The organism is Lentilitoribacter sp. EG35, from assembly GCF_040784015.1.
Classification (GTDB): domain Bacteria; phylum Pseudomonadota; class Alphaproteobacteria; order Rhizobiales; family Rhizobiaceae; genus Lentilitoribacter.
In genome coordinates this window covers 747031-761104 of record NZ_JBFNGQ010000001.1, presented here as the reverse complement: position 1 = coordinate 761104, position 14074 = coordinate 747031, and the positions used below count along the sequence as shown (strand labels likewise).

Below are 14074 nucleotides of genomic sequence, written 5' to 3'. Positions count from 1 at the left end.
TTAAACAATCCATTAAACACGATAGATATGATGCTCGCTTGTTTTGCTTATTTAACTTGGCTCGCAACGAAATCTTTAACAATACGAATAATGCCGCGTCCCAGTAGATTGTCTAATGCTGCGATAAACTGATCAACATGGCGTTGCTCACAAATCAACGGAGGTTCAAGGCGGATAACGTTACGATTATATTCTGTAAAGGCAACCAGAACATCATAATCCCGGAGCATCAGCGCACCAATAAATCCTGACAGCGAACCTTTTAGCTTCTCGTCAAGCATTGCCACAACAGGGCGCAAGACAGCAGGTAATGTCTGGCTGAAATCTTGGAATTCAAGACCTACCATAAGCCCCTGCCCGCGAACGTCTTTAATAAGTTTCGGGTATTTTTCCCGAAGCTCTTCAAGACGTCGCAACAGATATGCCCCTGTTTGCGCAGAGTTCTCAATCAATTGCTCATCATAAAGAATGTTGAGGCCTTCAATAGACGTCACACAGGCTTCACCAATACCGCCAAATGTCGCTTGACCATGGATCAACGCCGTTTTTGGTGTGCCATACGCCTTCATGTACACTTCTGTCGTTGCAATCATTGCAGCCATAGCGCATTTACCGCCACCGAGAGATTTTGCCAATGCTGTGACATCAGGCACAACATCAGCATATTCAAAGGCGAAGAATTGACCTGAACGACCCATTCCACATTGCACTTCATCGGCAACCCAAAGCACATTATGTTTATCGCATAACGCGCGCAATTCTTGCCAGAAAGCTGGTTCAGCCTTGATAATACCGCCGCCACCTTGAATGGTTTCAAGCACAATCACACCAATTTCCGGATCGCTTTCGAAGGCATTTCGAATAGCATCAATATCTGCAAACGGCACACGAACGGTATTCTCAATTAATTTAAACTCACCCTTGTAAAGTGGTGAATCAGTCAGCGAGAGTACGCCCTTCGTTTTACCATGAAACGAGTTTTCAGCATAAACGACCTTCGATTTATCAGGTCCAGCGGCACGTTCAGCAACTTTCACCGCTGCTTCCATGGCTTCCGAACCAGATGACCCTAGGAAAACCATATTTAAATCGCCTGGTGCAATTTCAGCCAGATTTTTCGCCAATGCCGCGTTATATTGAGATAAAAATGCCATCGCTATTTCGTGGCGTTTTTCATCTTGGAATTTTTTACGGACATCTAATATTCGAGGATGGTTGTGACCAAAAGCGAGTGAACCAAATCCACCAAAGAAATCAAGAATTTCGCGACCATTCTGATCACGATAAACCATACCCTCGGCACTTTCGATTTTAATTTTGTGAAAACCTAGAAGCTTCATAAAATGCAATTGGCCAGGATTAACATGATCTTTAAAAAGCTCAGTCATATCCGCCAAATTCATCTCTTTAGCATCCTCAACGCTCAGCAAATTCGGCTTTCTCACCTTAACATCCAAAACGGGCATATCATGTGTTTCAGGATTTTCATTTCTAAGTGCGTTTAGCATTTTGTATCCAATCCTATTCCGCAGGAACTGTATTTAAATTATTTTGTTGTGCGCCAGTCTTCCCAGCACGGTATTCTTTGTAAGCAGCAATCAGCATGTCCATATCATTGTCTTTTGGAACAAAACCCATATCTTTTTTCGCTCGGCCTGTTTCACGAACACACATCTCATCAGCAATCAAATATTGCTCAGGATCCATGATCGGCATGTTTATTAAATCCAGAAATGCGAGCGTTTTCTTCACCGCAAAACCCGGCGTTGGAAGTAGAATTGAATGCGAGCCTGCATGCTGAATCAACCCACCCAATAATTCTCTCACTGATGGTGGATTAAGTGAACCTAAATTATACTCCCCATTCGGAAAACCGGCTTTCCATGCCAATCTTGCCGCTTCTGCGCAATCATAAACAGAAATAAACTGGTAAGGCGCTTTGCCAGAACCAATCATTGGAACTGGCAAATTTATATCAATCAACTTGAATAGTTTTTCCAAAATACCAAGGCGACCAGGGCCGATGATCAAGCGCGGGCGGAAGATTGAGATATCCATGCCGCGATCCCGCCATCTATGACATTCCTGCTCAGTTGCCCATTTGGATGCACCATATTCACCAAGTGGAGCAATTGGGTGATCCTCAGTTTGAGGACTAACAATTGTATGTCCATACACCATATCCGTGGTGAATTGAACAAACTTGGACGCTCCAGCCTTATCCATAGATTTCATTATATTGCCGGCACCGTGAAAGTTCACAGGCCAAAAGAAATCGTATCTTTTAGAGCGAATTTGCAATGGCGAGAGCATAGTTGCCGCCATATTATAAATCACATCATCCGCATCAATCTTTAGTTTTGAAAACTGCGTTTCGTCGGTAATATCAAGTTGTATATGTTCAACATTTGAATAGTGAGTGTGGTCGCTATTTTTGACATCGACAACAACAACTTCTTGTCCGTCTTCAAGTAATTTTGGTGCAAGGTGAGAGCCGACAAACCCATCACCACCGAAAATAATATGTTTCATAATTACGATCTCTCTCCAGAGTAATCTTGAATAAGTTCCGCGCTGTCAGAAGCAACTTCTGATTTTCCTGATTTATCAGATTGCGCGATTAAAACCGTGCCCAAGCAAATGAAGGCGATACCGGCGATACGCCAGTTGTTGATATCTTCGCTGAATAAGAAATATGCGAAGATTGCGACCGCCACATAAGCAAGGCTTAGAAACGGATATGCGAATGACAGATCAACTTTTGACAATACAAATAAATGCGAGGCCATCGAGATTACAAACATACATAATCCAGCAAATACCCACGGCTGAAAAACAATCTGCAATATACGCCATATTGCATTTTCAGCAGAAATGTTAAGCGGACCAATCATCGTCATGCCCTGCTTGAGCATGAGCTGTGCAGCAGCATTGGTCACCACTGTGAATAATATAAACCAGATAAACTTCATGTTCTGTCCCGTATTCTTGTCCCACGTTTGTGATAACAGGCAAAAATGAATCTGGCGTTCAATGCTATGGCTAATTTTTATTAAACTTTTATCAATGTGGCTGAGAAGCCAGCTATTTCAACGTTAAAGCAGTTCTGCGCCAGAAGTCCGAGCAAATTTTCTGATCTCTGTGAGCTTCTAACTCACGCCAATTGGGAAAAGACTGCGCAAATGTTTCAGCACTCATTCGATGATCTTTATATGGATTAACAGCGCCACCGGCTTTCAGCACAATTTCGTCAAGAGCATCTAACAATTGAAGCGTTTTCACCCCCTGATTTGCAAAATCAAGCGTTAGAGTAAAACCTTCTCGCGGAAATGAAAATAATGCGGGTGTTGTTTGAGCACCAAAGCTCTTCAGTACCGTTAAAAACGATCCATGATTAAAGCGCTTTGCACATTCCAATAATTCGATTGTTGTTTCTCTTGCAGCAGCCTTTGGATAAACACTTTGATGTTGATACAAACCTTTTGGGCCATACAAACGGTTCCAACCCTTAATCGCATCAAGGGGATAAAAGTAACTCTGCCAAGGCTCCATGCTTTCACTTAGGCCTTTGGAAAAACTGTGATAATATGCAAAATTAAATGCCGCTAGGCTCCAGCGGTTAATCAGGTTTATAGGAGAGGTAAATGGCACAGAAAGTTTCGCATCTTTAGACTCATCTGCTTGTCTCTCTCCGGCCATAGCATGCCCCTCTTCAACCGAAGCATGGTTGCCGGCCATAAGAACCCCTCGCCCAAACGATGTCCCACGGGCCAACTGATCAATCCATGCGACCGAATATTCGTGTGCATCGTCTATGACTTCTACATTTTCGAAATATTCATCCAGGTTGTTAAACCGAAGTGTTTTTTGATTAACGTCAAATGACGAAACTTCCATAAGCCTAAGGCAAACTCTCGTAATAACGCCAGTCAGCCCCATACCACCAATTGTTGCAGCAAAAATTTCGGAGTTTTCTTCTGGCGAACAGTGCATCAATGCAGATCGATCACTTCGCAAAAGATCGAAAGATAAAACTGAGCGTCCAAATGTCCCGCGCGCATGATGGTTTTTGCCGTGCACATCGTTTGCAATTGCTCCACCCAATGTAACAAAGGAAGTTCCCGGCGTGACTTCTAGAAAATATCCGAATGGACGAGTAAACTTTAAAACATCACGCAATAAAACGCCTGCATCTGCAAATAACAAACCAGTCTTTGCATCAAATTGATGAATATGCGCATCGTTTTGCATAGGAAGCAAAACACCGCTGTCATTGAGACAAGTGTCACCATAAGATCGGCCATTCCCAAACGGAAGAAATGAGCTTTGAGATGTTGGGAACTGATCCACTGATGCAAGATCACGTTGAACTCGGCTTATATTGCCCCAGCTCGTAAAGTTGTTGTCGTGAGTAGGCTCCACTGATTACACCATAGCGATTAAGAGTAACGCCCCGCCCATCACCATTGTCAGCTGACTACGCCAATCTCGCATGATAAAAACAACTGGATCTTCATGCACCTGTCCCCGACCAGCCAATATCCAAATGCGCAATTGCATATATAAGATGATTGGCACTAAAGGCCAAATCATCCACGGGTTAGAATACATTCCAATAACTTCATTACTATTTATATAAAGTGCTAAAACCATTGTTGCGGCAAAAGCAGATGAAATTCCGCCTTGAATAAGCATATTTGCATCAACACCCGAATAACCGCGCCCGACGACATTTGAGTTATCATCATCGCCCAGCTCTGAGACCTCGACATAACGTTTTACCAATGCGAGTGATAAGAAAAAGAAAATTGAAAACGCAAGAAGCCAGAAGGATAATTCGCTGAATGTTGCCACAGCTCCCGCTATAATTCGAATAGTATACAATCCCGCCAATGTGAACACATCAACGAGCAATTTACGTTTTAAAACAAAAGTATATGCCGTCGTCACAACAGCGTAAAGCGTAAGAATCAGTATAAATTGAACTGGAAGCAGACTGGCCAATGAGATGGATGCAGCAACGAGCGCAAACCAGGTCATTGCCGCAACAGGTATCGATAATGCTCCACTAGCTAGGGGGCGATATCGTTTTTTTGCATGCGCTCGATCGGCTTTTAAATCAGATAAATCATTGACGATATATACCGATGATGCAAAAAAACTGAACGAGAAAAATGCTATGATGGCAGCTACTACAGCCTGCATCTCGAACAAATTGTGATCAAGTACAAGCGGAACACCGATGAGCATATTCTTCGCCCATTGATGAACACGAATTGATTTAAAGATCGTGTTTGGGCTCGGCAACGGAACATTGATTTCTTCACCATCATTCAGTTCTTGCCAGCGACGGGCGGCACTATCAGGTGATACGACAATACCCTTTCTGGCAATGTCAAATACAACGACATCGTCTCGACTATTCCCAATGTAGTCAAACCCGGCTTCGCCAAACTCTGTAACAAGTTTAGCAGCCTTGAGATGCGATGTGAGGTTTTCTTGTTCACTACTATGAAAAACTCCATCAAAAATTCCAAGATGATTTGATAGCTCTAATGCCGTCGCTTTAGCTGCCCCGGTAACAAGATAGGCCTTTCGACCACTCTGCTTGGCGGCTTCGATGTAATCTAGCACTTCTTTGCGTAGCGGCCAGTCTTGTGCAGAGCTATCGGTGTAAGATGCAACTTTCTGTTTAAGATATGCTTTTCCCTTGAAAACCCAAAAAGCTACATGAAACAGGAGATACGGACGTTTTAGCAAAAGCGTAGCCAAGCCTTCCCAAAGCGTATCTGTGGCCACCAACGTGCCATCTAAATCAACACATAAGGGAACATGTTTTACATCAACACTAAAATCCATAACCTGGCTCTCAATCAATAAATCTTGCTGAAAGTTACAGAATTGGAGCTTAAATTCTCTTAAAGGGCGGATTTCTCATCCCAAAAACCATCAAGTTGGTTAAAATACTCCTACTCGCCTCAAGCGGAGTAAGATATTTTAGGATTTTTTAAAAACCCAATTCAATGTCTGCCGCCAGTCAATCATTCGAATTGGTGTGCCGTGACGACCTGTATTGAACAGGATCAATTTTATCGGATAACGTGAAGTTCGCGACTTTATGCGCTGATAAACTGCCTGCACACCTCTCCAATCATACACAACATCATCATTACCATGCGCTAATATGATAGGAAGTCCAACACTTACCGCGTGTGATGTCGCCAATTTCGGATCCGGAATAGCCCCCAATAAAACAATCCCGGAAAGCCTAGCGACATCATTGTGATCATGTGCAAGCTTGTTACAAATTTGGCCGCCCATTGATGCGCAAACTATGATGATATTCGGGACTTTTTTCTCGTCATGAAGATAACGAATAAGGGCTCTGGCATCCGCTATACCACTTTTGGAGAACTCTCTAATTGTTTGCGTGAGATATAAGCCATTATTTCGGACCGCGAGATTCTTCAGTCTGTTAAAATTCCCACCAAAAGTATAATCCTTCAAACCCAACTTCCGATCACCATCACGACCATGAATGAATAATACAGCAAACTTCGGCGCACCCTTTTTTGCGACAAATCCAATCTCTATATTTCGTCCAGCATATTGGAATTCCTGATATGTTTGAAAACGGCGCAAACCTAGCTTAACATATTTCTGCTTAACTTTTCGAATAGGGACTTGATCACGTTTATGTATATTAATTTGCTTGTCATATTTTACGAGCAAATAGTCTCCGTTATCTTTGGATGATAGAATTTCCGGATATGCGAATAACTTGTCTTTGAATGGCTTGAGTTCAAGCGCATTGCTTAAAGAAATCATCCCAAACAGCAGAACAAGGGTGGATATAGGCACCAACTGCAATAAAAAGCGTTTAATTCTTGTCAGCATCTGCATGACACTCCAGACAAAGCAGGTTCATTTCGATACATTATCGGTTAAATTAGATGATTCGAACAGAAGAATTACGGCAATTATATGGACAATTCCGACGACCTTTTTTCAACTATGGGCTCTACACCTGAACCAAAGCCCGAAACCGCGGCTAAACAAGCTAATCCTGCACCTGCAATCCAGGCCGCTGTTAAGCCTGCTGCTTCACAGAACCTGAAGCCCAAAAAAGCTGCCTCACCAAAAAAAACCAACGAAGATGGTGATTATGGTGCCGACGCTATTGAGGTGCTTGAAGGATTGGAACCCGTGCGTTTGCGCCCAGGTATGTATATTGGCGGCACTGACATTAATGCACTACACCATCTTTTTGCTGAAATCATCGATAACTCTATGGATGAGGCAGTTGCAGGGCATGCAAGCTTTATCGAAGTTGAACTGGATGAAAATGGCTACGTATCAGTTAGCGACAATGGTCGCGGCATCCCCGTTGAGGACCATCCAAAACACCCTGGAAAATCAACTCTTGAAGTTGTTCTGACCATTCTTCATGCTGGCGGCAAGTTTAATAGCAGTGTCTACGAAACATCCGGCGGATTGCATGGTGTTGGTATCTCGGTTGTGAACGCCCTATCTGATGACCTCATTGTCGAAGTTGCGCGAAATAAAGAACTCTTCCGGCAAAAATTCTCAAAAGGTCTTCCGCAAGGAGGTTTAGAAACTCTTGGAGAGGTTCACAATCGCCGTGGTACTAAAGTAAAATTTCATCCGGATCCGGAAATTTTTGGCGAGAGCCTTAGGTTTGAACCTGCTCGCCTCTATAAAATGGCGCTGTCAAAAGCTTATCTCTTCGGTGGCGTCGAAATTCGATGGTCATGTGCGCCCTCCATTCTTAAAGAAGGTGGAGATATTCCCGCCAAAGCTACTTTCCATTTCCCTGGTGGTCTCAGTGATTATCTGGATCATTCATTGGGCAAGGCACATCGCGTCACACGCGAAATTTTCTCTGGCAAAAGCAGTAAGCAAGGTGGCCATGGGTCGATGGAGTGGGCCATTGCGTGGCACGCTGGCGATAGTCAAATTGAATCTTACTGTAACACCATCCCTACCCGAGATGGCGGTACACACGAAGCTGGATTTCGCCTTGCCTTAACTCGCGGATTGAAAAGCTACGGCGAACTTGTGGGAAACAAACAAGCCGCACAAATTACAACGGACGATGTGATGACATCCGCGATAGGCATGTTATCAGTCTTTATCCGTGAACCAGAATTCGTAGGTCAGACAAAGGACAAACTTGCAACTGTTGAGGCTCAACGTATCGTCGAAAATGGTATTCGTGATGCGTTTGATCATTTCCTCGCAGATTCGCCACAAGAAGCGGCAAAACTATTGGAATGGGTTGTCGAGCGTGCAGAAGAACGCATGCGTCGTCGCAAGGAAAAGGAAGTCAATCGAAAATCAGCTGTTCGAAAGCTAAGGCTCCCCGGAAAACTTGCAGACTGTAGCCAGAAAACGTCCGAAGGGGCTGAACTCTTCATAGTGGAGGGTGATTCTGCGGGCGGTTCCGCCAAACAAGCACGAAATAGAAAAAACCAAGCAATTCTCCCACTACGCGGCAAAATCCTTAACGTGGCAAGTGCGGTAAGAGAAAAGATCACATCTAACCAGCAATTGGCGGATCTCATTCAGGCGCTCGGTTGCGGAACGCGATCAAAGTACCATGAAAATGATCTACGCTATGAACGTATTATCATTATGACTGATGCCGATGTCGATGGCGCTCATATTGCGTCGCTCCTCATCACTTTTTTCTACCAAGAAATGCCCAACCTCATTCGCGAAGGCCATCTATTTCTGGCTGTTCCACCACTCTATCGAATTTCACAAGGAACCAAAACACTGTATGCACGTGATGATGCGCACAGGGCTGAGTTGATGGAAACAGAGTTTAAAGGCCGAGGAAAAGTTGATGTCGGACGATTTAAAGGTCTTGGTGAGATGCTACCTGCACAACTCAAAGAAACAACCATGCTGCCTGGCAAGAGAACACTTCTAAAAATTGAAATCGACGATATCACACCTGAAAATACCAATAAAACGGTAGATGATTTAATGGGTACAAAACCAGAAGCACGGTTTAAATTCATACAAGAAAATGCTGAATTCGTTGATAATTTAGATATTTAAGCGGCTTGTTTGACCAATGACATAGCGTATGATTTGGCCACACGGCGACATTGCTTGAAACGTGTGTTTTCCATCATCATAAGCAATTCCGCGACAGATGATTGCGAACGCACCTGATCTTGATATTTATCGAGAAGTTTTGCTACGATTTCATCGGCAAGCACAATGTCACTTTGGTGGGATGCGTCACGCCAAAGTAAAGTTGCGTCAATAAAGATAGGAATAAGTTCGGGGCTTAGTCCTGCTGATTTATAGAGCGCTTTGACAAGAGAGAAATGTCCGTCTCGCAAGATCGCACGTATTCGGGATACCCCTTTTCCAGATAATTTGCTAATAACCATAGCAAAGAAATCTACATTGCCTACAGATAGAACATTCATTAAGAGTGCCGATGTAATTTTCCCGGAAAGCCTCAAATGTTCAATCAAGGCTTCCATATCATCATCAGAAGTTCGTTCGATTACGGATAACGCAGCCTGATCGCATGCGTCTTTTGTCACATAGCTGGCGCGTTTTTCACCCATGAGGGCACTGAGCAAACTATCTTTGGCCAAAACTTGGCCCAACTGCTCTACTAATTCATATCTAATGTGAGCAGGAATATCATTACGATTAAGCAATTCATTCCGAATTTCACCAGCTTGCCCGAATCTCTCAGCAATCCGCACCAACGATAAACAAGCAATTTGAGATCCGCTATTTTGCAGAAGTTCCGATACAACTTCTTTTTCACCGATTTCAATCAATGCTGCACATACTGCCGGGCTAATATACTTGCGCTGTGATACGATAAATCGATGTTCCAGCAGTCCATCGGCTACTAAATCTATAAGATTGTTATCTGACAGAAGCGGCGAATAGGCCAATACTGGGGCGCTAACATCCAGCTGATCTTGCGCCAAGGCATTAATAACAATGATTGGAACATCTTCGTGCGCGCAAAGGCTGGACGCCATAGCTTTACGAACTTCCGATGACGGATCATCCAATAAGAGGATCATTGCCCCTTCAGCTGCTTTCATCTCATCGGCATTGAAGTCCGAACATATATAGGATTCACAAAGCGCTTTCACCGCCAATATTCTTGACCTAGTATCTGAACTCTCAGCCCAGACAGAAAAGTTATCGAAAATCATTTCGCGCCCTACATCGACTCAATACTTTAATATCAGCACACATTGAGCCTAATTGGTTAACTTCCCCTTAACCCTGCACCTTAACCTTGTGTTAAGCTGTTACAAACACACTTTATACGAAACAAGAATAGAAAAAGTCACACTTTACTTGTTCAAACCAAGAGAGCAATGTAAACACACCCAAGAAGATATGGGAAATACATATGCTCCCCGCATTAAATGAAAATAAGAAAAGCATCATAATTGTTGTTGTTCTTGCCGTTAGCATTATGCTCACACAGAAACGGGCAGAAAAATATGGCGATATGCTGCAGATAATGTTGCCAGTACTTGCGGGTGCTTGCGCACTTGCTAATGGCAACTTTGGTGATTTCGCGACCCGGCTAGGTGCATTACAGTTAGCTATACATATTCCTAAAAACACACTTGGCGAAATTCCGATAAATCTAAGGCCTTCCGGCAATACAGGGGGCTTTCCATCTGGCCACACTGCCTCCGCTACATTTGGAGCAACAAGTCTAATATTCAATTGTGTACAAGGAAATGTATGGGTAAAATCTGCGCTTGTACTTACGGCAGCATTCACTGGCACATCTAGATTAGAAGCGGAGAAACATAATATCTGGCAAGTATTTGCTGGCTGGATAATCGGTTTTTTCATGGCCAGTGCTTGGCGAAAAGGTTCTGGTCCATATGGAGTTTTAAAACAGCTGGCGAACCGCCGTAAAAAACATACGAATAAGAATGATAAAATTGAACGATCAATATCTTGAAATTTATTTTCCATCTTGAAAAATACGCATTTACATTTCATGGTTGTTTCATGTTTTCCAACCAAATATTAAAATATGCTCTCAAATTAACATTGTTGATCATGATGTTTTCGGGGGCTGCATCTGCACAAACTAAAGCACCATTGGATCTAACACCGAAAATCGCGCTACCTGGATTAAAAGACTTCTCGAATGATTCAGGCGAGTCAGCTCGTACCGTAACCCTTAGAGCAGTGTTGGTTGATGGAGGGGAATCAGTCGAAAATGGTTTAATTTGGCGCGTTTTTGACCCAACTCCCGATGAGACTGGAAAACTTAGACTTATTGCAGAAACAGAAGGCGGTTCCACAAAACTTGATTTCACGCCAGGTGAATATTTCGTGCACGTGGCTTTCGGTCGAGCGGGCGTTACCAAAAAGCTCTCTGTTCCATCTACAGGTAGCATTTCAGCTCAAACGTATATTCTTGATGCAGGCGGCCTCATACTAAATGCGACATCCGGTGGCAATGGACGTGTTGTAGGTAAGTTTTTAAAATTTGCAATCTATTCCGGAGAAGATCAAGATGCGCAAGACAGCGACCGTCAGCTGGTTTTAGAAGGCGTTAGCGCGAACACAGTTATCAGGCTAAATGAAGGTATCTATCACGTTGTATCCAATTATGGAGATATCAACGCCGTTACCCGTGCCGATATTCGGGTGGAAAAAGGCAAGTTGACAGAAGTTCAAATGCAGCATCGGGCAGCATTAGTAACTTTTAAACTCGTATCAAAGCAAGGTGGAGAAGGTATTGCTGACACCGCATGGTCGCTATACTCTTCATCAGGCGACGTAATCAACGAAATGGTTGGTGCGTTTCCTAACTTAGTACTTGCTGAAGGCGACTACCAAGTCAGCGCTCTACATCGAGGAAAAGAATATCCATTAGATTTTCACGTCACTGCCGGTGAAAACGTTGATATTGAGGTTTTGCTTGGCAACTAAGTCATTAACAAGTTGCCAAACAAAGTGTTTTTAATATTATTTACGTTTCAAATCCGGAGGTGTCGCCTCAAGCTTTAGGCTTTCAAGAGCTTCATCCAAAGTCATGGATGTCTGATCTCGACTTCCTAATCTACGAATATTGACCGTTCTTTCCTCAGCTTCGCGGCGACCACAGACTATAATGACCGGCACTTTGGAAACTGAATGCTCGCGTACCTTATAGTTGATTTTCTCATTGCGAAAATCTGTTTGAACATGAAGACCCGCCGCCTTTAGTTCTTTCTCTACCTCAGAGGCATATTCTTCTGCCTCATCCGTAATCGTCGCAACAACGACCTGTAAAGGTGCAAACCATAACGGCATATGACCAGCAAAACTCTCAATTAAAATACCTAAGAAACGTTCCATCGAGCCGCAAATTGCGCGGTGGATCATAACTGGCTGGCGTTTTTCAGAATCACTATCAATATAGAAAGCTCCAAAACGCTCTGGAAGATTGAAATCAACCTGCGTCGTGCCACATTGCCATTCACGGCCAATAGCGTCACGCAAAGTATATTCAAACTTAGGACCGTAGAAAGCGCCCTCACCCTCCAAAATACCAGTTTTAATCCGGCCACCGGAACTCTCTTCAATGGTCTTGAGAACCTTAGTCATGATCTCTTCGGCACGATCCCATGAGGCATCATTGCCAACCCGTTTTTCTGGACGTGTAGAAAGTTTAACGGTAATTTCATCAAATCCAAAATCAGCGTAAGTCGTCAATATCAAATCATTGATACGCAAGCACTCAGCAGTCATTTGCTCTTCTGTACAGAACACATGCGCATCATCTTGCGTAAATCCTCGAACGCGCATCAAACCATGCAATGCACCTGATGGCTCATAGCGGTGCACGGCACCAAATTCAGCCATTTTGATAGGCAGCTCACGATAGGATTTCAATCCATGCTTAAAAATCTGCACGTGACCTGGGCAATTCATTGGCTTGATGGCAAATACGCGATCGTCAACTGTCTCAGTTGCATACATATTTTCGCGATACCATTCCCAATGCCCTGATGTCTCCCACAAAGCTTTATCCAGAATTTGCGGTGCATTGACTTCATCATAGCCATGCTCTTCCAAACGACGGCGCATATAATTTGTCAAAGTCTGGAACATCCGCCAGCCCTTGGCGTGCCAGAAAACAACGCCAGGACCTTCTTCCTGAAAATGGAACAAATCCATCTCTCGACCAAGCTTACGATGATCGCGCTTTTCAGCTTCTTCAATCATGTGAAGATGCGCATCAAGCTGCTTTTGGTCAGCCCAGGCAGTGCCGTAGATACGTGTCAGCATCTCATTCTCAGAGTCACCCCGCCAATATGCGCCAGCGACTTTCATAAGTTTGAATGCTGTTCCAATTTGTCCAGTCGATGCCATATGCGGCCCACGGCAAAGATCAAACCAATCACCTTGATGATAAATTTTCACATCTTCATCGCCGGGAATTGCGTCCACTAGCTCAACTTTATATGCCTCACCTTTTTCAGCGAAAACGCGTTTTGCTTCGTCACGAGACCAGATTTGCTTTGTAAATTTGTCATTACGCTGAATGATTTCGCGCATTTTCTTTTCAATTTTTGGCAAATCTTCCGGTGTAAACGGCGTATCTTTGGCAAAATCATAGAAAAAACCATTCTCTATCACCGGACCAATTGTTGCCTGCGTTCCAGGGAAAAGTTCCTGAACAGCCTCCGCCATAACATGTGCTGCATCATGACGAATAAGCTCTAGTGCACGATCATCTGTTCGTGTGACAATTTCGATTGCACCAGATGTGATCGGATCACTCAGGTCACGCAATTCACCATCAATGGTGATTGCAACAGACTTCTTAGCAAGAGATTTTGAGATTGATTCTGCAACATCGCGGCCAGTTGTACCAGCATCATACGAACGTTCAGAACCATCGGGGAATTTAAGATTGATGGCGTCAGCCATAATATACTCTCCTTATCCAGTCCCGCCTACAAACGCGGGTGGTTGTTTTAACTTACCTTTAAAGGTGGCTGCTTTTAACGTGGAGATCAGTGATCGTAAAGAGAAATAT

Annotated in this window: 11 protein-coding genes; 3 read left to right on the top strand and 8 right to left on the bottom strand. The window is 43.6% G+C overall.

The features are described 5' to 3' along the window. Positions 1-47 precede the first annotated feature (47 nt). The 6 genes from AB2J24_RS03535 to AB2J24_RS03510 form a co-directional block, all read right to left on the bottom strand. Complete coding sequence (locus AB2J24_RS03535; RefSeq protein WP_367384519.1) at positions 48-1466, bottom strand: aspartate aminotransferase family protein; 1419 nt, start codon at positions 1464-1466, stop codon at positions 48-50. A 55-nt stretch (positions 1467-1521) separates the two neighbouring features. Continuing rightward, complete coding sequence (locus AB2J24_RS03530; RefSeq protein ID WP_367384447.1) at positions 1522-2532, bottom strand: NAD-dependent epimerase/dehydratase family protein; 1011 nt, start codon at positions 2530-2532, stop codon at positions 1522-1524. Between the two features lie 2 nt (positions 2533-2534). After that, the gene (locus AB2J24_RS03525) at positions 2535-2972 is read right to left on the bottom strand and encodes a transporter (protein ID WP_162652303.1); all 438 of its coding nucleotides are present in this window, start codon (positions 2970-2972) and stop codon (positions 2535-2537) included. Positions 2973-3084: 112 nt separating this feature from the next. Then, positions 3085-4422 (bottom strand): FAD-binding protein, encoded by a 1338-nt coding sequence (locus AB2J24_RS03520; protein WP_367384446.1) that lies wholly within the window; start codon positions 4420-4422, stop codon positions 3085-3087. A 3-nt stretch (positions 4423-4425) separates the two neighbouring features. Continuing rightward, complete coding sequence (locus AB2J24_RS03515) at positions 4426-5859, bottom strand: UbiA family prenyltransferase (protein WP_367384445.1); 1434 nt, start codon at positions 5857-5859, stop codon at positions 4426-4428. A 138-nt stretch (positions 5860-5997) separates the two neighbouring features. Continuing rightward, the gene (locus AB2J24_RS03510; protein ID WP_162652306.1) at positions 5998-6897 is read right to left on the bottom strand and encodes an alpha/beta hydrolase family protein; all 900 of its coding nucleotides are present in this window, start codon (positions 6895-6897) and stop codon (positions 5998-6000) included. 87 nt (positions 6898-6984) lie between these two features. Here AB2J24_RS03510 and parE point away from each other — a divergent pair, with 87 nt between their 5' ends. Further along, complete coding sequence (parE, locus tag AB2J24_RS03505) at positions 6985-9087, top strand: DNA topoisomerase IV subunit B (RefSeq protein ID WP_367384444.1); 2103 nt, start codon at positions 6985-6987, stop codon at positions 9085-9087. Here the strand turns inward: parE and AB2J24_RS03500 are convergent. Further along, positions 9084-10223 carry a DUF2336 domain-containing protein gene (locus AB2J24_RS03500; RefSeq protein ID WP_367384443.1) on the bottom strand — a complete coding sequence of 380 codons (1140 nt, stop codon included), beginning with the start codon at positions 10221-10223 and terminating at the stop codon, positions 9084-9086. The two genes, parE and AB2J24_RS03500, sit on opposite strands and share 4 nt — an antisense overlap. 203 nt (positions 10224-10426) lie before the next feature. Between AB2J24_RS03500 and AB2J24_RS03495 the strand changes: the two genes are divergently transcribed. After that, positions 10427-10996, top strand: coding sequence for a phosphatase PAP2 family protein (locus AB2J24_RS03495; protein ID WP_367384442.1), 570 nt, complete (start codon positions 10427-10429; stop codon positions 10994-10996). A gap of 50 nt (positions 10997-11046) precedes the next feature. Then, positions 11047-11979 (top strand): hypothetical protein, encoded by a 933-nt coding sequence (locus AB2J24_RS03490; protein WP_367384441.1) that lies wholly within the window; start codon positions 11047-11049, stop codon positions 11977-11979. Between the two features lie 36 nt (positions 11980-12015). Here AB2J24_RS03490 and thrS read toward each other — a convergent pair whose 3' ends face one another. Further along, a complete protein-coding gene (gene thrS / locus AB2J24_RS03485; protein WP_367384440.1) occupies positions 12016-13965 on the bottom strand; it encodes a threonine--tRNA ligase in 1950 nt (649 codons plus the stop codon). Positions 13966-14074: the final 109 nt, after the last annotated feature.

What these genes read in the sequence shown, in the direction of transcription:
- AB2J24_RS03535 (WP_367384519.1), bottom strand. Translation starts at nt 1,466, where the DNA reads ATGCCCGTTTTGGATGTTAAGGTGAGAAAGCCGAATTTGCTGAGCGTT.
- AB2J24_RS03530 (WP_367384447.1), bottom strand. Translation starts at nt 2,532, where the DNA reads ATGAAACATATTATTTTCGGTGGTGATGGGTTTGTCGGCTCTCACCTT.
- AB2J24_RS03525 (WP_162652303.1), bottom strand. Translation starts at nt 2,972, where the DNA reads ATGAAGTTTATCTGGTTTATATTATTCACAGTGGTGACCAATGCTGCT.
- AB2J24_RS03515 (WP_367384445.1), bottom strand. Translation starts at nt 5,859, where the DNA reads ATGGATTTTAGTGTTGATGTAAAACATGTTCCCTTATGTGTTGATTTA.
- AB2J24_RS03510 (WP_162652306.1), bottom strand. Translation starts at nt 6,897, where the DNA reads ATGCTGACAAGAATTAAACGCTTTTTATTGCAGTTGGTGCCTATATCC.
- parE (WP_367384444.1), top strand. Translation starts at nt 6,985, where the DNA reads ATGGACAATTCCGACGACCTTTTTTCAACTATGGGCTCTACACCTGAA.
- AB2J24_RS03500 (WP_367384443.1), bottom strand. Translation starts at nt 10,223, where the DNA reads ATGATTTTCGATAACTTTTCTGTCTGGGCTGAGAGTTCAGATACTAGG.
- AB2J24_RS03495 (WP_367384442.1), top strand. Translation starts at nt 10,427, where the DNA reads ATGCTCCCCGCATTAAATGAAAATAAGAAAAGCATCATAATTGTTGTT.
- AB2J24_RS03490 (WP_367384441.1), top strand. Translation starts at nt 11,047, where the DNA reads ATGTTTTCCAACCAAATATTAAAATATGCTCTCAAATTAACATTGTTG.
- thrS (WP_367384440.1), bottom strand. Translation starts at nt 13,965, where the DNA reads ATGGCTGACGCCATCAATCTTAAATTCCCCGATGGTTCTGAACGTTCG.